Genomic DNA, 18959 nt, shown 5'->3' with positions numbered 1-18959 from the left:
CAAGTATTCTCACCCTCAACAGTTAATTAAATATCTCCGCTTAGCGCGCTGGTGAAAATAGATTTCTCTGTCTAAGCTCAATTACACCAGTCAATATCCTGGTGGATTAGCAATTATAAAATTTCAGCGAAATATTCTGCGAGGAGAAAACGATGCCTGAAACTCGGATTAATAATGGCAGCGTAGATACGGTGCACGACGTGCATGGCGGCCTACCATTAAAACGTATTTCATGGAGCGCAGTATTTGCCGGCGTTATCGCTGCGCTAATCATTCATATTTTATTGGGGATATTGGGTACAGCGATTGGTGCAACAACCATCGATCCACAACAGGAACAAAATCCGCTGCAGCATCTGGGAACCGGCGCGTTAATCTGGACCGGCGTGAGTATGCTGATTGCCATGGGCGTAGGTAGCTACGTTGCGGGGCGTCTGGCGCAGCGCGAAGGGGCGATGCATGGTTTGTTGATGTTTGGTGTTAGCACCATTTTGACATTATGGCTCGCGATTACCCTGGCGACTGGCGTTATTGGCGGTGCGTTTAATATTTTAGGCGCCGGCGTAAATGCCGTGGGTAATGGAATTTCCGCAGCGGCGCCATCACTGACCAATATGGCAAAAGAGAAGCTGCAGGAAAGTAATATCAATTTAGATGATTTAAAAAACGAATTACAAACTACACTGCGTCAAACCGGCAAGACAGAATTACAACCTGAGAATCTGCAAAAGGATGTAAATAACGAAGCCAATAACGCGCAAAATCAAGCAGAGCAAACGGCACAAAATCCACAGAATGCTGATAATGATCTGGCTAATTGGTTGAAAGGCGTTATGAATCGTCACTCAGATACATTGCAAGCTGCCGATCGTGATGCGCTGAAAAATATTATCAAAGCGCGCACCGGTAAAAGCGATCAAGAGGTTGAGCAGATAGTAACTCAAACCGAGGAGAGCTATAAAAAAGCCGTGCAACAGTATCAGGAGTTGAAACAGCAGGCGGAGCAAAAAGCCCGTGAAGTGGCTGAGCAAGCGGCGGCCGCAACGGCGAAAGCGAGCTGGTTCACCTTCTTTATGCTGGTGATTGAAGCAGTACTGGCAGCATTGCTGGGGCGCGTGGGTCGCAGGACGCAACCGCGTCAGGTATTAAGCCACGAACGTCGGTAACAAAAAAAGGCGGCTGATTCAGCCGCCTTCTCGCTTCTAGCGCTTCAGCGCCTCACTCAACTCTTCACGCATCGATGCCAGCATCGCTTTCACTACGCGTGGGTTACCCGCAACGATGTTACCTGACATCACGTAACCGTGGTTGCCGGTAAAGTCAGTCACCAGGCCGCCCGCTTCACGCACCAGCAGTTCGCCCGCCGCAAAATCCCACGGCTTCAGGCCAATCTCAAAGAAACCATCAACGCGACCTGCAGCGGTGTAAGCCAGATCCAGCGCCGCCGAACCGGTGCGACGGAAATCAGCGCACTGGGTGAACAGTTTGCCAACAATGTTGATGTAAGGGGTTGCGTGCTGCTTTAACTTGAACGGGAAGCCGGTCGCCAGGATGGTGCCATCCAGATCGCGCGCCGTGCTGCCGCGCAGGCGATAGCCATTCAGCTGAGCGCCCTGACCGCGTACGGCGGTAAAGAGTTCGTTGCGCATTGGATCGTAAACCACAGCCACTTCGGTGCGGCCTTTGATGCGCACAGCGATAGAAACGGAGAAGTGTGGTAAACGTTTGATGAAGTTGGTGGTGCCATCCAGCGGATCGATTACCCATTGAATGTCTTGATCTTCGCCCGCCAGCTCACCGCTTTCTTCGGTGATGATGGTGTGTTTCGGGTACGATTTACGAATTACTTCGATAATCAGACGTTCTGCGTCACGGTCAACATTGGTAACGAAGTCGTTGCTGCCTTTCTGGCTGGCTTCGACAGCGTCCGGGGTTTCATAATTCTTGGCAATTAAATTTCCGGCCTTGCGCGCGGCGCGCACGGCTATGTTGAGCATCGGATGCATCGGTATCTCTCGCTGGATGTTAAAGAACGGGGAAAACGGCGCGGAGTATATCAGCGTGTTCAGCAAATGTCCTCTTTTTATGTTAGGATGCGCGCCATCATTTCCCTGACCGCCTCTAATTATGCTGCAGAATATCCGAATCGTACTGGTAGAAACGTCGCACACCGGCAACATGGGCTCCGTCGCACGCGCGATGAAAACCATGGGCTTAACCAACCTTTATCTGGTCAATCCGCTGGTGAAACCAGATTCACAGGCCATTTCCCTCGCCGCCGGTGCCAGCGATGTCATTGGTAATGCGCGCATTGTCAATACCATGGATGAAGCCATTGCCGGTTGTAGTTTGGTGGTTGGCACCAGCGCACGTTCACGTTCACTGCCGTGGCCCATGTTGGATTCACGCGAGTGCGGCATTAAAAGCGTGGAAGAGGGCCAGCAGGCGCCGGTGGCGTTGGTGTTTGGCCGCGAGCGTGTGGGCCTGACCAATGAAGAGTTGCAGAAATGTCACTATCACGTCGCGATTCAGGCTAACCCCGAATACAGCTCACTGAATCTGGCGATGGCGGTGCAGATTATCGCTTACGAAGTGCGCATGGCCTGGCTGGACGCGCAGGAAAAAGCCGCGCCGACGGAAGAGCCGGTCGAATCACCGTATCCGCTGGTTGACGATCTGGAGCGCTTCTATCAGCACATCGAACAGATGATGCTGAACAGCGGCTTTATCCGTGAAGGCACGCCAAGTCAGGTGATGAGCAAGCTGCGTCGTTTATATACACGTGCGCGCCCCGAACGCGACGAACTGAACATCCTGCGCGGCATGATGGCATCGTTCGAAAAGCGCAAAGGTAATGTGGATAATAGTTGAGTAAAACAGTTGGTTAAATAGTTGAGCAATTTACTTGGTTAAATAGTTGACCGTTTTACTCAGGAATGTCAGACTGGCGTCAATTCTTCAGATAACCCGCCGATAACCGGACGGACGCTTACGAGGTTGTATGCTATGAGACTGACATCCAAAGGACGTTATGCCGTAACCGCTATGCTGGACGTTGCACTGCACTCCAATGAGGGCCCGGTGCCGCTAGCTGACATTTCTGAGCGTCAGGGCATCTCATTGTCCTATCTGGAGCAGTTATTCTCACGTCTGCGTAAGCATGGATTAGTGGCCAGCGTTCGTGGTCCAGGTGGCGGTTATCTGTTAGGCAAAGATTCAAGCGCGATTGCTGTGGGCGCGGTTATTACCGCAGTTGACGAATCTGTCGATGCCACTAAATGCCAGGGCAAAGAGGGCTGCCAGGGCGGCGAGCGTTGCCTGACCCACGTTTTGTGGCGTGATCTGAGTGAGCGCATCAGCGACTTCCTCAACAACATCACGCTGGCGGAACTGGTGAATAATCAGGAAATCCTCGAAGTGGCCGATCGTCAGAATACCGTCGACAATCGTCGTTTCCAGCAGCATCGTGTGCAAGAAACCATCAACGTTAATCTGCGCGCTTAATCCGTTCTCCTTCGGCCTTTCCTGTTCATACGGGCGAGGCCGAATGTGCTATAAAGACGTATGATTTTTTATACGGAGTTTTAGCGCAATGAAATTACCGATTTACCTGGATTACGCAGCCACTACGCCTGCGGATCCGCGTGTTGCCACCAAAATGATGCAGTTCCTCACAATGGATGGCACTTTCGGTAACCCCGCGTCCCGTTCCCACCGTTTTGGCTGGCAGGCTGAAGAAGCTGTTGATGTGGCTCGCAATCAAGTTGCTGAGCTGGTCAATGCCGATCCCCGTGAAATCGTTTTTACCTCCGGCGCGACCGAAGCGGACAACCTTGCGATCAAAGGTGCCGCGCAATTCCATCAGGCGCGCGGCAAACACATTATTACCAGCCAAACCGAACACAAAGCGGTGCTCGACAGTTGCCAGCAACTGGCGCACGAAGGCTTTGATGTCACCTTCTTACAGCCGGGCAGCGACGGTATCGTTACGCCGCAGATGCTCGAATCTGCACTGCGTGACGACACGGTGCTGGTATCGCTGATGCACGTCAATAATGAAACCGGTGTGATTCAGGACATCGCCGCACTCGGCGCGCTGTGCCGTGTGCGTGACATCCTGTTTCACGTTGATGCCACGCAAAGCGTCGGCAAATTGCCGATTGACGTCACTGAACTGCCGGTGGATTTGATGTCGTTCTCAGCGCACAAGCTGTATGGACCGAAAGGCATCGGCGCGCTGTGGGTGCGTCGTAAACCGCGTCTGCAAATTGATGCACAGATGCACGGTGGCGGTCACGAGCGCGGCATGCGTTCGGGCACGTTGCCGGTGCATCAGATTGTCGGTATGGGCGAAGCCTACCGTATCGCGCGTGAAGAGATGAGCAGCGAAATGGCGCGTCTGGCCGAGTTGCGCCAGCGTCTGTGGCGCGGTATTAGTCAATTGGGTAACGTGAACCTCAACGGTTCGCTGGAGCAGGGCGCTCCGAACATCCTCAATATCAGTTTTGCCCACGTCGATGGCGAATCGCTGATTATGGCGCTGAAAGATTTGGCGCTGTCATCCGGTTCCGCCTGTACCTCGGCCAGTCTCGAACCTTCCTATGTGCTGCGCGCGATGGGCGTTGAGCAGGAGCTGGCACACAGCTCGCTGCGTTTTTCGCTCGGACGCTTCACCAGCGCAGAGGAAATTGAGTACGCTATCGAGCTGGTCAACAAAGCGGTAACACGTCTGCGGGCACTTTCGCCTGCGGCAAACGCCCGCTAATTCATGCACCCCTTGCGCCGGTTCTGGCGTAAGGTGACACCTAACGCAAACGGAGCCACGCGATGACAACACAACCGATGATAATTACGCTCAGCTCCCAGGCCGCCGATGCGCGCTGGGGTGACAAAGCGCTGCTGAGCAGCAACGAAAGTGGCATGACCGTTCACCTGACTGGCGCAGACGCGCTGATGAGCATCCAGCGCGCGGGGCGCAAGCTGGACGGCCAGGGCATTCGTCACGTCTCGCTGCAGGGCGAAGGCTGGGATGTGGAAAAGTGCTGGGCGTTCTGGCAAGGCTACCGCAGCCCGAAAGGCAAACGTCAGGTCGAGTGGCCGGAATTCAATGAAGACGATCAGGCTGAATTTGCGCGTCGTCTGAAGATTGTTGACTGGGTGCGCGACACCATCAACCTGCCGGCGGAAGATCTTAGCCCGGAACAGCTGGCGCACAATGCGGTTGATCTGATCAACGAAGTGGGCGGCAAAGCAGTCAGCTATCGCATCACCAAAGGTGACGATTTGCGTGTTCAGGGTTACGCCGGTATCCACACCGTGGGCCGCGGCTCCACGCGCGCACCGGTGTTGCTGGCGCTGGATTTCAATCCAACTGGCGATGAAGATGCGCCGGTTTACGCCTGTCTGGTCGGTAAAGGCATCACCTTTGATACCGGCGGTTACAGCCTGAAGCAGAGCGCTTTCATGGACTCAATGAAGTCTGATATGGGCGGCGCGGCAACGCTGACTGGCGCACTGGCGCTGGCGATTTCACGCGGTCTGAATAAGCGCGTGAAACTGTATCTATGCTGCGCAGACAACATGGTCAGCGGCAACGCCTTCCGTCTGGGCGACATCATTCGCTATCGCAACGGTAAAACCGTGGAAGTGATGAACACCGATGCGGAAGGTCGTCTGGTATTGGCCGATGGCCTGATCGATGCAAGCGAGCAAAATCCTGAACTGCTGATCGATGCGGCAACGCTGACCGGCGCGGCGAAAACCGCGCTGGGTAACGATTATCACGCGCTGTTTACCTTTGACGATGTGCTGGCGGAATCGCTGCTTGGCAGCGCAACCGGCGAAAACGAAGCTTTCTGGCGTCTGCCGCTGGCCGAGTTCCATCGCAGCCATCTGCCTTCAAACTTTGCCGATCTGAATAACATCGCCAGCCCGTCACATGCGGCAGGTGCCAGCAGTGCGGCGGCGTTCCTGTCGCATTTCGTCAGCAAATATCAGCAAGGCTGGCTGCACATTGACTGCTCCGCGACGTACCGCAAAAGCGCGGTGGATCAGTGGTCCGCGGGTGCGACCGGTTTGGGTGTGCGCACCGTCGCCAATCTGTTACTGAAATAATCCTCATCACGGCAGGCGCAAGCTTGCCGTCTTTTTTGGAATACGATAAATGAGTAACCGTCTTGAAGAGGTGCTGAAGCTGGCGGCTACTGAGCCTGCGCACCGTCCGGAATTTTTCCAGCTGCTGCTGGAAGCCGATGTGTGGGTGCCAGGCGAAAGTCCCGCCGAACAGTTTGATGCGACTTCGCCGGTCGAATTACAGCATTGGGAAAAAGAGGATGGCGGCAGCGTGATCCCGTTCTTCACCTCGGAAGAGGCGATGGGCGAGGCCATCAAAGATGAACAACCTTACCTGCGCATGCCGGTGCGCACGCTGTTTGAAATCACGCAAGGCGAAACGCTGTTCCTCAATCCGAAACTGCCTGCGGGTAAAGAGTTTTCGCCGGGTGAAATCGCCCATTTGATTGGCGAAGAGGGCAGTGCGCTGAGCCAGCAAACCGTGCTGGAAGGTGGTCATGCGTTGCTGTTGTCCGAAGTGGCCGAGCCGCCAGCGCAGATGATTGATTCGTTAACGCAACTGTTTGCCAAGTACAAACAGGTACGCCGTGCTTACATCGCCAGCATTCGTGAAAGCGCCAGCGAAGCACCGAACCTGCTGATTGGTATCGAAGCTGATAGCGATATCGATGAGATTATTCAGGCGGCGGGCGGTGTAGCGACGGATACGCTTGCGGATGATGCGCCCATTGATATCTGTGAAGTGGTTAATGAAGATCGCGGCGTGAGCCACTTCTTTACTGCCCACATCACGCCGTTCTATGAACGTCGCTGGGGCAGTTTCCTGCGCGATTTTAAGGGCAGTCAGCGGATTATATAATGCGTGGTCGCCATTGATGGCGACCTGCTATCACTTCTCGATCGGTAAATCGTCGCGGCTGCCCCATTCGCCCCACGAACCGTCGTACAGCGTCACATCCCGCACACCCAGCGAGGTGAGCGCCAGAATCACCACCACCGCCGTGACACCCGAACCGCAGCTGGCAATCACCGGCTGATCCAGTTTTACCCCCGCCTGAGCAAACAGATCGCGCAGTTCCGCTGCCGGTTTCAATTCACCATTTACCACTAAACTGTTCCACGGCACGTTCAGGCTGTTGGGAATATGCCCGCGCAGCAAGCCCGGACGCGGTTCATCCACTTCGGCGTTAAAACGGTTCGCCGCACGGGCATCGACAATCTGCGCACCGCCTTCGTGGCTGATCAGCAGCACATCGGTCAGACGTTTCACCTGTGCGCTATCATAAGTCGCTTCGAATTCACCCTCCGGCAAACTAACCGGTCCGGTGGCGACATCGAAACCGGCTGCCTTCCAGCCCTGTAATCCTCCGGCCAGAATCGACACGTTTTCGCAGCCAAAGGCGCGCAGCATCCACCACGCACGCGGAGCCGAAAACAGGTTGCCTTCGTCATACACCACCAGATGTTTGTCCTGGCTGACGCCCAATTCGCGCATTGCCACCGCAAAGGATTCGGCGCGGGGCATCATGTGTGGATAAGCACTGGTGTGATCGGACAAGGCTTCAATATCGAAGAACGGCGCATTCGGCAGATGACCAGCCAGATATTCAGCCTGCACATCACGTACGGCTTCCTGGCCAGGCGGTAACATGCGGGCATCAAGCACCTGCAATGTTTCCTCGGTGTAATGTTCTTTCAACCAATCAGCGGACACAAATATGGCTGTCATAGCAACCTCTTCTCAGCAAACGGGAAACGACCAGTCTCCGGGAATGTGAACGCTATCTCAAGGGTGTGATTGCTAAAGTTGGCGGGTTGATGTGAAATTGCGCGGAATGACGTTTTCTTAACTTCTGGGACTGGTGAGGGAATTACCATGGCAAAACGTTTTAACCGGCTGCTGCTCAGCGTGCTGATCGGTGCTGGATTACTGGGCGGCGGGACCTTGACGATACACGCGGAGGAAGCGGCAGCCGCAACAGCAACGCAGAAATCGCTGTCGGTTATCGATCTCTCCGAGCTGCAACTCGACGGCGCCGCCGCGCTGGTGTTGACCTTCAACACGCCGCTTGAAGCGAAGCAGGATTTCGCTGCGCGCGTGCAAATTATCGATGAGAAAAGCGGCAAGGTTGATGGCGGCTGGGAGCTGGCGCCAAACGGTAAAGCGTTGCGTTTTCGTCATCCTGAACCGTCGCGCAAGTTGACGGTTAATGTCGATGCCGGTCTCAAAGCGGCCGATGGCAGCACCTTATCGAAATCTTTTAGCCAATCGCTCACCACGCGCGATATCCAGCCGATGGTGGGTTTTGCCAGTCGCGGATCGCTGCTGCCGCTGCGTCTGACGCAGGGATTGCCGGTGCTGGCGCTGAATGTGAATAACGTCGACGTCGATTTCTTCCGCGTGAAAAACGCCTCGCTGGCCGATTTTCTGGCGCAGTGGAATTACGGCAACAATATGTCGTACTGGGAATCACGCGAGCTGCTGAAAAATGCCGATCTGGTTTACGGCGCCCGCTTCGATCTTAATCCGGCACGCAACACGCGCGAGAAAATGCAGCTGCCGCTGGGCGATGTCGATGCGCTGAAGCAGCCGGGTGTTTATCTGGCGGTGATGAAACAGGCCGGAACCTACAACTACACGCAACCGGCGACACTGTTTACGTTGAGCGACATCGGTTTGTCGCTGCACCAATTCCCTGAACAGCTGGAACTGTTTGCCCAAAGCCTGAGCAACGGCGCGCCGCTGGATGACGTTAGCGTGCAGCTGCTGGATGAGAAAGGCAAACAACTCGCCAGTGGCACCAGTGACAGCAACGGTCATTTGCGCTTACCGGCGAATGCTAAAGGCAAGCTGCTGCTGGCGACACAAAAGGACCAAACCTCGCTGATCGATCTTAATCGTCCGGCGCTGGATCTGGCGGAATTCCCGATTGATGGTCCGCAAGGCTACGACAAACAGTTGTTCGTATTTGGTCCGCGCGATCTCTATCGTCCGGGTGAAACGGTGATCGTCAACGCGCTGCTGCGTGATGCTGATGGCAAACCGTTGCCGCCGCAGCCGGTGAAAGCCGACGTGGTGCAGCCGAATGGCGAAGTGTCGCAGACCTTTGTCTGGCAGCCGGAGAACGGCGTTTATCAACATCGCTTCGCAATACCGGCTGCGGCGATGACCGGAGAATGGACGTTGCGCATCAACAGTGGCGACAACCAGCCGCGCAGCTGGCCGTTCCACGTCGAAGACTTCCTGCCGGAGCGCATTGCGCTGGATTTGACCAACAGCGCGCAGCCGTTGGCGCCGGATGACGACGTCACCTTTGCTGTTGAAGGCCGCTATCTGTACGGCGCGCCGGCTGCGGGTAACGAGCTGCAAGGGCAGCTGCTGCTGCGTCCTGCGCGTGAAGCGGTGGCCGCGCTGCCCGGCTATCAATTTGGCGACATCACTGAAGAGCTGAAACGTTCGCTCGATGATGTGGATGAGAAGCTGGATGAGAGCGGCAAGCTGCAGCTTAACGTTGAGAGCAGCTGGAAAGAGATCCATTCACCGCTCAATCTGATTCTGCAAGCCAGCCTGCTGGAAACCGGCGGCCGCCCGGTGACGCGCCGCGCAACTCAGGCGATTTGGCCGGCAGCGGCGCTGCCCGGCATCCGTCCGCTGTTTAGCAGTGAATCGGTATATGACTATCGCAGCGATCGTTATCACGATGAGCCGACCGTGGCAGAAAACAGCCTCGCGGAATTCGACGTGGTCTACGCCAATCCGCAGGGCGAAAAACTGGCGGCGTCAGATCTTGATGTGCGCCTGATCCACGAACGCCGCGACTATTACTGGAGCTTCTCTGACAGCGAAGGATGGCAATCGCGCTTCGATCAAAAGGATCTGCAGGAGGATCAGCAGCGCATCTCTATTACAGCGGGCGGCAGCCAAAAAGTGAGTTTCCCGGTGGAGTGGGGCGCCTATCGCCTTGAAGTGCATGCCGGCAACAACATCATGAGCAGCGTACGCTTCCAGGCCGGATATGGGTGGCAGGACAATACCAACGGCACCGGCGCGCTGCGTCCGGATCAGGTCAAACTGAAAATTGATAAAACCGCCTATCAGGCGGGCGACATCGCACACGTACAGGTGGAGTCGCCTGCTGCCGGCAAAGGCTATCTGATGGTGGAATCCAGCAGCGGCACGCTGTGGTGGCAACCGCTGGAGGTTCCGGCGGGCGGCGCAACCATTGATGTACCGATTAGCGACAGCTGGAAGCGACACGATCTCTATCTCAGCGCCATCGTGGTGCGCGACGGCGACAAGGCCAGCGGCGTCACGCCGAAACGCGCGGTGGGCTTGCTGCATCTGCCGATGGCGACCGAAGCGCGCCGCCTCAGCTTAGCGCTCGACGCGCCGGATAAAATCCGTCCTGAGCAGACGCTAAAAGTGCAGGTCAAAGCCAGCCGTGAAGGTGGCGCATTACCAAAACAGGTTCAGGTATTGCTCTCGGCGGTGGACAGCGGCGTGCTTAACATCACTGACTACAAAACCCCGAATCCGTGGGAAGCGTTCTTTGGCCGCAAGCGCTATAACGCCGATCAATACGATGTGTTTGGTCAACTGATTGAAGGCGGTGGCAAACTGGCCGCGCTGCGCTTTGGTGGTGACGGCGACGATGCGGATGCGCTGTCGCGCGGCGGCAAAAAACCGGTCACTGACGTGCATATTGTGGCGCAGCAGTTGCAGCCCGTAACGCTGGATGCCAATGGCGAAGGTACGCTGGAACTGCCGATTCCGGCGTTTAATGGCGAACTGCGTTTGATGGCGCAGGTGTGGAGTGACGACAGCTTCGGGTCGGCCGATCGTAAGCTGGTGGTTGCCGCGCCATTGTTCAGTGAACTGGCGACGCCGCGCTTCCTGGCCAGCGGCGATCAATCTACGCTGGCGCTGGATCTCACTAACCTCACCGATCAACCGCAAACGCTGAAAATCAACATCAGCGCCAGCGGCCAGATCGCCCTGAACGGCAACATCCCTGCCAGCGTGCAGCTGGCGCAAGGCGCGCGCACCACCTTGCAAATTCCGGTCAGAGCGCTGGGCGGCTTCGGTGAAGGCGAGGTACAGGTCAGGGTTTCCGGCATGAGTTTGCCGGGTGAAACGCTGGCAGCGAGCGAGCGTAAATGGAAAATTGGTGTGCGACCGGCGTATCCGGCACAAACGCTGAGTTTCCATAACGTGATGCAAACCGGCCAGAACTGGCAGGTGATGGCCAGCGCCTTCAATGGCTTGCAGCAGGATACCTTGAGCGGACAGCTGTCGCTCAGTAACCGTCCGCCGCTGAATATCGCCAGCTATATCCGTTCGCTGTACGCCTATCCTTATGGCTGCCTTGAACAGACCGCCAGCGGCATTTGGCCGTCGGTGTTCACCAACTATGCGCAGCTAACGGCGATGGGCATCAAAACCAGCAACGATGAAGCGCGTCGCGCCTCAATTGATACCGGCATCGCGCGTCTTGCAGGCATGCAGCGCGGCAACGGCAGCTTTGGTTTGTGGAGCAAAGAGAGTCAGGAAGAGTTCTGGCTGACGGCTTACGTCACCGATTTCCTGCTGCGCGCCAGCGAAGCCGGTTACAGCGTGCCGGATGGCGTAATTACGCGCGCCGACGAACGTCTGCTGCGCTACCTGCAGGATCCCGCGCAGATCGAAACCAGCTGGAGCAGCGATGCCGATGGCTTGCGTTTCAGCGTGCAGGCTTATGCCGGATTGGTGCTGGCGCGCCAACAGCAGGCTCCGCTCGGTGCGTTGCGTGCGCTGTATGAAAAACGCGATCAGGCTAAATCGGGCCTGGCGATGGTGCAGCTTGGCGTGGCGTTGAAGCTGATGGGCGATCAACAGCGCGCGCAACTGGCGCTGGCGCAGGGCATTGGCCTGGAACGTAAACCCAACAGCTGGCTCGGCGATTACGGCAGCCCGGTGCGCGATCGCGCGCTGATTCTGTCGCTGCTGACAGAAAACCAGCTGCTGCCGGAGATGAAAGGTTCGTTGTTGATCGAGCTGGCAAAAGCCGTGCACGGACAGCGCTGGTTCTCGACCCAGGAAAACAACGCGTTGTTCCTCGCCGCTCGCACCTTGCAGCAGCACAAAGGTGAAAGCTGGCAGGCGACCCTGCAGGGTAAAGCGGAACCGCTCAGCAGTGATCAGCCGCTCAATATTGGCATGACGGAAGATCAGCTGCGTCAGGGCGTGTCGGTGAAAAGCGACAACGCATCGCCGCTTTACGGCACGCTGAATGTGGTGGGGTATCCGCGCACCGCACCGTCGCCGATGAGCAACGTGCTGCAGATCAGTCGTGAGTACTTCACGCTGGAGGGTAAGCCGGCGGATCTCACCAACCTGAAAAGTGGCGAGCTGCTGGTGGTGCGGCTTAACGTCGCGGCCAGCGAGCGCGTCAGTGATGCGCTGGTGGTGGATCTGCTGCCTGCCGGACTGGAGCTGGAAAACCAGAACCTGAGCGACAGCAGCGCCAGTTTAGGCGACAGTGCCGATGCGCTGAAAGAGAGCATGATGGATATGCAACAAGCCAACATCAAGCACATCGAATTCCGTGACGACCGCTTCGTCGCCGCGCTGGCGCTCGATGGCTACACGCCGGGCACGCTGCTGTATCTGGCGCGAGCGGTGACGCCGGGCAGCTATCGCCTGCCGCCGCCGCAGGTGGAATCGATGTATGTGCCGGAATGGCGCGCGATTGGCAGCACGACGGAAAAACTCAATGTGCGTTAAGCATTGATGTCTGGAAGTAAGCGACTAAAGCGGTGGCGCTGGCTGCCGCTTTTTTTACTGCTGCTGCTGGCCGCGCTGTGGCTACTGGATCGCCTTACACCGCTACCGCTGCATGAGTTACAGCCGGCGCGCGTGGTGGTGGCTGAGGACGGTACGCCGCTGTGGCGCTTTGCTGACCCGCAAGGCATTTGGCGCTATCCGGTGACGCTGGAGGATGTCTCGCCTTCCTATATTGAGGCGCTGCTGACCTACGAAGATCGCTGGTTCTGGCATCATCCCGGCATCAATCCGATGGCGATTATGCGTGCAGTCGGGCAGAACGTGCTGCATCACGGCGTGGTCTCCGGCGGTAGCACGCTCACCATGCAGGTGGCGCGGCTTATTGATCCGCAACCGCGCACCCTGCGCGGCAAAGTGGTGCAGGCGTGGCGCGCGCTGCAGCTTGAATATCATCTCTCAAAACGCGACATCCTCACGCTGTATCTCAATCGCGCCCCTTTTGGCGGCACGGTTGAGGGCGTTGGCGCGGCGAGCTGGATGTGGCTGGGGAAACCGCCTTCGCAACTTACCCAAGGTGAAGCGGCGCTGCTGGCGGTGTTGCCTCAGGCACCAAGCCGCCTGCGTCCGGACCGCTGGCCTCAGCGCGCCGAAGCAGCACGCAATAAAGTGCTGGATCGCCTCGCGCAATATCACGTCTGGTCAGCGCAGGTTGTCGCTGATATCAAACAAGAAGCGGTGTGGCTGCCGCCGCGCCAAATGCCGCAACGTGCGCCGCTGCTGGCCCGACGCCTATTGTCGCTGTCACCCGACAACAAAATCACCTCAACCATTGATGTGTCGCTGCAGCGCGAACTGGAGAATCTGGCGACGTCGCTGAAAAACAACTTACCGCCGCGCACCTCGCTGGCGCTGCTGGTGGTGGATCACCAAAACATGAAAGTGCGCGGCTATGTCGGATCGGTGGATTTCAATGACGACAGCCGTTTTGGTCATGTCGATATGATCTCGAGCGTGCGATCGCCAGGATCGGTGCTGAAGCCTTTTGTCTATGGCATGGCGCTGGATGATGGGCTGATTCATGGCGAATCACTGCTGCAGGATGTGCCGCGCCGCTTCGGCGACTATCGTCCCGGCAACTTTGACTCGGGCTTTCACGGGCCGGTGAGCGCCAGCGCTGCGCTGGAGCGGTCGCTCAATCTCCCGGCGGTGCAGTTACTGGATGCGCTGGGGCCAAAAAGTGTCGCTGCGCGCTTGCGTAACGTGGGATTAAATCTGCGCTTTCCCGCTGGCGCAGAGCCCAATCTGTCGCTGGTGCTGGGCGGCACCGGCGCACGCATGGATGAGATTGTGGCGGCCTACAGCGCCTTTGCCCGTCACGGCAATGCGGCGCAGTTGCGCTGGCTGACGACACAGCCGCTGCAGGAGAGGCCGCTGTTGTCGCCGGGCGCAGCATGGATTGTGCGGCGCATTCTGGCTGGCGCGGCGCAACCTCCGGCCAGCGGCGCGGTGCCGGAGATCGCGCCTTTGGCGTGGAAAACCGGGACCAGCTACGGCTATCGCGATGCATGGACGATTGGCATCACGTCGCGCTATCTGATTGGCGTGTGGGTTGGGCGGCCGGATGCCACGCCGGTCGCCGGGCAATTTGGTTTTGCCTCGGCGGTGCCGGTGATGAATCAGGTCAATAATGTGCTGGCGGGACACATGCCGGTGAGCGGTGCGCCGCGCGATCCGCGTCCGCTTGCGGTCAGCGCCATGAGCATTTGCTGGCCTGGCGGTCAGCCGTTGCCTCCCGGCGACGAGAACTGTCGCCAGCGTCGTCAGAGTTGGGTGTTGAATCAAACTGTGCCACCGACGCTGCTGGCGCCGGGGCAGGAAGGCGTCAATGGCTTGCGTCAGCGCTACTGGCAGAACAGCCGGGGATGGCGTGTGGCGGCCGATTGCCCGGATGCACAAAGTAGGGAGCGCCTGATGTGGCCGCTGCCGCTTGAACCCTGGCTGCCGGTTGCTGAACGCCGTGCGCAGCGCTTGCCGCCGATCGATCCCGCTTGTCCGCCGCGCAATCAGGGCAATGCGCCGCCGATGGTGATTACTGGTGTGATCAACGGCCAGCGCGTACAGCCTCTGCCGGGTAAAGTGGTGCTGGTGATGCCGGTTGCGGTGCAGGGCGGGCAAGGTGAGCAGCGCTGGTGGTTCTTAAACGGAGAGCCGCTTGAGCGGGACGCGAGTAATAAGAGTGCGGCGCTGGTGCTGGATGAGCCGGGCAGTTATCAATTGGTGGTGATGGATGAAGCGGGGCAGCTCTCATCGGTGTCATTTATCCGCGGTTGAGTGCATGGATATGGCATACTTTTTGCCTGCGTGCCCCGACAAAAATCAATTATTTTCAATAATTCCGCAAATCGCTAATAGGCAACGCGCCATGATGTCCCTATAATCGGCGCGTTTTCTTACCGGGAGGAGCTCCCGGATTCTTCAGGATGCTAACTAGAGGTCAACATGGCAATCGAACGTACTTTCTCAATCGTGAAACCAAACGCCGTCGCTAAGAACGTGATTGGTGCAATTTATAACCGTTTTGAAAGCGCGGGCTTCAAAATCGTTGGCGCAAAAATGCTGCACCTGACTAAAGAGCAGGCTGAAGGCTTCTACGCTGAGCACAAAGGCCGTCCATTCTTTGATGGTCTGGTTGAATTCATGACTTCTGGTCCGGTTGTGGTTTCTGTACTGGAAGGCGAAAACGCCGTTCAGCGTCACCGCGATCTGATGGGTGCAACTAACCCAGACAACGCGCTGGCAGGAACTCTGCGTGCGGATTACGCGGACAGCTTCACCGAGAACGCGACCCACGGTTCTGACTCTGCTGAATCTGCAGCACGCGAAATCGCCTACTTCTTCGCAGAAAACGAAGTCTGCCCACGCACTCGCTAAGTGCGTTGATGGCCTGAGCGGACACCCGTCTTTACAGCTGTTCAACCTCTGTTAAACGGTTCCCCTGGCATCATGCAGCAGATGTAGTACAATTATGCGCCCTTGTTGAGCCAGCCTCAGCGAGGGCGCTGTTTTTTTCCTACTATTAACCAGAGCCGTAACGTGTAACAACGAGGCCAGAGAACATTATGTCCGAACAGATTGTGACGCCGTCGTCCGCTTCCCCCGTGGTTGTTTCCCCAAAAAACGAAAAAATTAACCTGCTGGATCTTAACCGTCAGCAGATGCGCGAATTCTTTCTTGAGATGGGCGAAAAGCCGTTCCGTGCCGATCAGGTCATGAAGTGGATGTACCACTACTGCTGCGATGATTTCGAGCAGATGACCGACATCAACAAAGTGCTGCGCGGTAAGCTGATGCAGCGCGCTGAAATCCGTGCGCCGGAAGTGGCGGAAGAGATGCGTTCCACCGATGGCACCATTAAATGGGCGATTCGCGTGGGCGACCAGCTGGTTGAAACCGTCTACATCCCGGAAGCGGATCGCGCAACCCTGTGTGTCTCCTCGCAGGTAGGCTGCGCGCTGGAGTGCAAATTCTGTTCGACGGCGCAGCAGGGCTTTAACCGCAACCTGCGCGTATCAGAAATTATCGGCCAGGTATGGCGCGCCGCGAAAATCATCGGTGCTGCGAAAATTACCGGTCAGCGCCCGATCACCAACGTGGTGATGATGGGCATGGGCGAACCGCTGCTGAATCTGAACAACGTGGTGCCGGCGATGGATATCATGCTGGACGACTTCGGTTTCGGCCTGTCAAAACGTCGCGTTACGCTGTCAACCTCAGGCGTGGTGCCGGCGCTGGATAAGCTGGGCGACATGATCGACGTAGCGCTGGCGATTTCACTGCACGCGCCGAACGATGTGATTCGTGATGAGATCGTGCCGATCAACAAAAAGTACAACATCGAGACTTTCCTTGCGGCGGTCAAACGCTACATCGGCAAGTCCAACGCCAATCAGGGCCGTGTGACCATTGAGTATGTGATGTTGGATCACGTCAATGACAGCACCGACAACGCGCATGAACTGGCGGCACTGCTGAAAGAGACGCCGTGCAAAATCAACCTGATTCCGTGGAACCCCTTCCCGGGCGCGCCGTATGGTCGTAGCTCCAATAGCCGTATTGACCGCTTCTCCAAAGTGCTGATGGATTACGGTTTCACCACCATCGTGCGTAAGACCCGTGGTGATGATATCGACGCCGCTTGTGGTCAGCTGGCGGGCGATGTGATTGACCGTACCAAGCGTACGCTGCGTAAGAAAATGGCGGGCGAAGCCATCTCTGTGAAGGCGCTCTGAAAGCCAGCGCCTGCTGATATTCAGCGGGCGTAACTCATGTCAGTCTCTCCGCATATTTTTCATGGAGAGACTGAAATGCGTAAAGGATTACCCGCCGCGATTCTGGCTGGCTTTGTTGTAACCGGTTGTGTCAATCATCCTGCAAAACAGAGTGCAGCGGATATCCGTCTGCAGCTCGGATTGCATTATCTAGCGGTGAAGGATTATGCCGCTGCACAGCGCAATTTATTGCGTGCTCAGCAGGCAGCGCCGAAAGATTATCGCGTGCCGTTGGCCCTGGCCCGTGTGGCGCAGGCGCAGCAGAACAGCGCACAAACCCGCTGGCACTATCAGCGGGCGCAGCAGTTAGCGCCACTGAATGGTTATGTGGCTAACAATTACGGTGCGTTTCTCTGCGGTTTAAGGCAGTATGACGAAGCGCATCAACAGTTTAAGCTGGCAATTGAGGCGCAGGAAATCGATGCTCGTCAGGATGCATTCCTGTTTTCGGGCTATTGTTACCTGCAGGCTGATGAGAGTGCCGCAGCGCGCGAGCAGTTAGGTTACGCGCTGGATGCCGCACCGGAGCAGGGCAGTCAACTGCTGAGGGAAGTGGAAAGGCGGCTTGAACAGCAGGAACAGCAGTCGGTTCCGCTGCTTTTAGAAGTGTACCACCAGCGTTTGCCCGCAACGGCAGAGAGCATGTGGTTACAGATACGTTTCGCCGCGCAACAGGGAAACGCTGCTGACGTTACACGTTATGGCGACCGGTTGGCGCGAAGTTTTCCACAATCGATACAGTACCAGCGTTATTTAGCTAATGAATACTGAAGCCACTCAAGAGAATTCTGCAGTACATTCCACAGGTGAACGCCTGCGTCTGGCCCGTGAGCAGATGGGGCTGACCCAGCAAAACGTCGCTGAACGCCTGTGCCTGAAACTTACTACCGTGCGTGATATTGAAGAGGATAAGTCACCTGCTGATTTGGCTTCGACATTCCTGCGCGGTTACATTCGCTCCTATGCCCGTCTGGTGCATGTGCCGGAAGATGACCTGCTGCCGATGATGGCAAAACAGGCTCCGGTGCGCGCTGCCAGGATCGAGCCGATGCAGAGCTTCTCATTGGGTAAGCGTCGTAAAAAGCGCGATGGCTGGCTGATGATCTTCACCTGGTTGGTGGTTTTCGTCGTAGTCGGTTTGACCGGTGCGTGGTGGTGGCAAAACCATAAAGCGTCACAGGCTGACTTGGTGTCGATGGCCGATCAAAACGGCAGCGGCGACAATAGCCAGTCCATTCCATTGGGCGACAACAGCACCGACAGCAATACCGATGCGGACACTAACGCTGCCGGTACGCCAGTCGATAACGGTGCTGGCGCAGCGGCCACGCCTGAAAGCAACGCCGACGCACCTGCGTCGAGCATGAGCAACAATGCGCAAACCACCGGCAGCGACAACGCCGTGGTTTCGCCAAGCCAGGCTCCGATTGATACAGCGCCGCCAGCAGCGACCTCTCCGGCGCCAGCAAACAGTGTTCCTGCTGGTCAAATGCCTACCGCGAATGCGGCAGTCAGCCAACCGGCAGGCGATCCGAATGCCATCGTAATGAACTTCAAAGCCGACTGCTGGCTGGAAGTCAGCGATGCGACCGGCAAGAAGTTGTTCAGCGGTTTGCAACGTAGCGGCGGTAAGCTGAGTTTGTCCGGAACGGCTCCGTATCGTCTGAAAATTGGCGCACCGGGTGCGGTTGACGTGCAATATCAGAATCAGCCCGTTGATTTAAGTCGTTTTATCCGTAATAACCAGGTTGCCCGTCTGACGCTGGGTGCGCAATAACGCGCAGCGCGCTTTCCGG

Annotated in this window: 14 protein-coding genes; 12 read left to right on the top strand and 2 right to left on the bottom strand. The window is 56.9% G+C overall.

Features of this window, described 5'->3' with window-relative positions; all coding sequences use genetic code 11:
- The first annotated feature begins 152 nt into the window (after positions 1–152).
- On the top strand, positions 153–1166 hold the full coding sequence (locus tag ACYAC5_RS14445; RefSeq protein ID WP_101763476.1) for an MFS transporter: 1014 nt from the start codon (positions 153–155) through the stop codon (positions 1164–1166).
- Positions 1167–1202: 36 nt separating this feature from the next.
- Here ACYAC5_RS14445 and suhB read toward each other — a convergent pair whose 3' ends face one another.
- Entirely contained in the window at positions 1203–2006 is an 804-nt protein-coding gene (suhB, locus tag ACYAC5_RS14440) for an inositol-1-monophosphatase (RefSeq protein ID WP_008108283.1), read from the bottom strand.
- Positions 2007–2127: 121 nt separating this feature from the next.
- Here suhB and trmJ point away from each other — a divergent pair, with 121 nt between their 5' ends.
- From trmJ to sseB, 5 genes are all read left to right on the top strand, one after another.
- A complete protein-coding gene (trmJ, locus tag ACYAC5_RS14435; protein WP_462061944.1) occupies positions 2128–2871 on the top strand; it encodes a tRNA (cytosine(32)/uridine(32)-2'-O)-methyltransferase TrmJ in 744 nt (247 codons plus the stop codon).
- 135 nt (positions 2872–3006) lie between these two features.
- The gene (gene iscR / locus ACYAC5_RS14430; protein WP_008108287.1) at positions 3007–3504 is read left to right on the top strand and encodes a Fe-S cluster assembly transcriptional regulator IscR; all 498 of its coding nucleotides are present in this window, start codon (positions 3007–3009) and stop codon (positions 3502–3504) included.
- Positions 3505–3592: 88 nt separating this feature from the next.
- Positions 3593–4765 carry an IscS subfamily cysteine desulfurase gene (locus tag ACYAC5_RS14425; protein WP_462061942.1) on the top strand — a complete coding sequence of 391 codons (1173 nt, stop codon included), beginning with the start codon at positions 3593–3595 and terminating at the stop codon, positions 4763–4765.
- Positions 4766–4827: 62 nt separating this feature from the next.
- On the top strand, positions 4828–6114 hold the full coding sequence (gene pepB / locus ACYAC5_RS14420) for an aminopeptidase PepB (RefSeq protein ID WP_101763480.1): 1287 nt from the start codon (positions 4828–4830) through the stop codon (positions 6112–6114).
- 49 nt (positions 6115–6163) lie between these two features.
- A complete protein-coding gene (gene sseB / locus ACYAC5_RS14415) occupies positions 6164–6931 on the top strand; it encodes an enhanced serine sensitivity protein SseB (RefSeq protein ID WP_137386289.1) in 768 nt (255 codons plus the stop codon).
- A 30-nt stretch (positions 6932–6961) separates the two neighbouring features.
- Here sseB and sseA read toward each other — a convergent pair whose 3' ends face one another.
- Positions 6962–7801, bottom strand: coding sequence for a 3-mercaptopyruvate sulfurtransferase (gene sseA / locus ACYAC5_RS14410; RefSeq protein ID WP_222233806.1), 840 nt, complete (start codon positions 7799–7801; stop codon positions 6962–6964).
- 147 nt (positions 7802–7948) lie between these two features.
- Between sseA and ACYAC5_RS14405 the strand changes: the two genes are divergently transcribed.
- The 6 genes from ACYAC5_RS14405 to rodZ all read left to right on the top strand — a co-directional run bounded on the left by ACYAC5_RS14405 (position 7949) and on the right by rodZ (position 18940).
- Positions 7949–12835, top strand: a complete 4887-nt coding sequence (locus tag ACYAC5_RS14405) for an alpha-2-macroglobulin family protein (protein WP_462061941.1) — start codon at positions 7949–7951, stop codon at positions 12833–12835.
- Between the two features lie 6 nt (positions 12836–12841).
- The gene (gene pbpC / locus ACYAC5_RS14400; protein WP_462061940.1) at positions 12842–15166 is read left to right on the top strand and encodes a peptidoglycan glycosyltransferase PbpC; all 2325 of its coding nucleotides are present in this window, start codon (positions 12842–12844) and stop codon (positions 15164–15166) included.
- Positions 15167–15334: 168 nt separating this feature from the next.
- Positions 15335–15766: a nucleoside-diphosphate kinase gene (ndk, locus tag ACYAC5_RS14395; protein WP_007884899.1), complete on the top strand. Its 432-nt coding sequence runs from the start codon at positions 15335–15337 to the stop codon at positions 15764–15766.
- A 188-nt stretch (positions 15767–15954) separates the two neighbouring features.
- On the top strand, positions 15955–17124 hold the full coding sequence (gene rlmN / locus ACYAC5_RS14390) for a dual-specificity RNA methyltransferase RlmN (RefSeq protein WP_462061938.1): 1170 nt from the start codon (positions 15955–15957) through the stop codon (positions 17122–17124).
- Positions 17125–17199: 75 nt separating this feature from the next.
- On the top strand, positions 17200–17934 hold the full coding sequence (gene pilW, locus ACYAC5_RS14385) for a type IV pilus biogenesis/stability protein PilW (RefSeq protein ID WP_192233009.1): 735 nt from the start codon (positions 17200–17202) through the stop codon (positions 17932–17934).
- Positions 17924–18940 (top strand): cytoskeleton protein RodZ, encoded by a 1017-nt coding sequence (rodZ, locus tag ACYAC5_RS14380; protein ID WP_192411389.1) that lies wholly within the window; start codon positions 17924–17926, stop codon positions 18938–18940. Before pilW ends, rodZ begins: the two co-directional genes overlap by 11 nt.
- Positions 18941–18959 lie beyond the last annotated feature (19 nt).

Source organism: Pantoea sp. y20 (assembly GCF_054903455.1).
This window is presented reverse-complemented; position numbering and strand designations above follow the sequence as displayed.

Coding starts and splice junctions, on each gene's coding strand:
- trmJ (WP_462061944.1), top strand. CDS start 2,128: ATGCTGCAGAATATCCGAATCGTACTGGTAGAAACGTCGCACACCGGC.
- pilW (WP_192233009.1), top strand. CDS start 17,200: ATGCGTAAAGGATTACCCGCCGCGATTCTGGCTGGCTTTGTTGTAACC.
- ACYAC5_RS14405 (WP_462061941.1), top strand. CDS start 7,949: ATGGCAAAACGTTTTAACCGGCTGCTGCTCAGCGTGCTGATCGGTGCT.
- ndk (WP_007884899.1), top strand. CDS start 15,335: ATGGCAATCGAACGTACTTTCTCAATCGTGAAACCAAACGCCGTCGCT.
- iscR (WP_008108287.1), top strand. CDS start 3,007: ATGAGACTGACATCCAAAGGACGTTATGCCGTAACCGCTATGCTGGAC.
- pbpC (WP_462061940.1), top strand. CDS start 12,842: ATGTCTGGAAGTAAGCGACTAAAGCGGTGGCGCTGGCTGCCGCTTTTT.
- rodZ (WP_192411389.1), top strand. CDS start 17,924: ATGAATACTGAAGCCACTCAAGAGAATTCTGCAGTACATTCCACAGGT.
- pepB (WP_101763480.1), top strand. CDS start 4,828: ATGACAACACAACCGATGATAATTACGCTCAGCTCCCAGGCCGCCGAT.
- ACYAC5_RS14425 (WP_462061942.1), top strand. CDS start 3,593: ATGAAATTACCGATTTACCTGGATTACGCAGCCACTACGCCTGCGGAT.
- suhB (WP_008108283.1), bottom strand. CDS start 2,006: ATGCATCCGATGCTCAACATAGCCGTGCGCGCCGCGCGCAAGGCCGGA.
- sseB (WP_137386289.1), top strand. CDS start 6,164: ATGAGTAACCGTCTTGAAGAGGTGCTGAAGCTGGCGGCTACTGAGCCT.
- sseA (WP_222233806.1), bottom strand. CDS start 7,801: ATGACAGCCATATTTGTGTCCGCTGATTGGTTGAAAGAACATTACACC.
- ACYAC5_RS14445 (WP_101763476.1), top strand. CDS start 153: ATGCCTGAAACTCGGATTAATAATGGCAGCGTAGATACGGTGCACGAC.
- rlmN (WP_462061938.1), top strand. CDS start 15,955: ATGTCCGAACAGATTGTGACGCCGTCGTCCGCTTCCCCCGTGGTTGTT.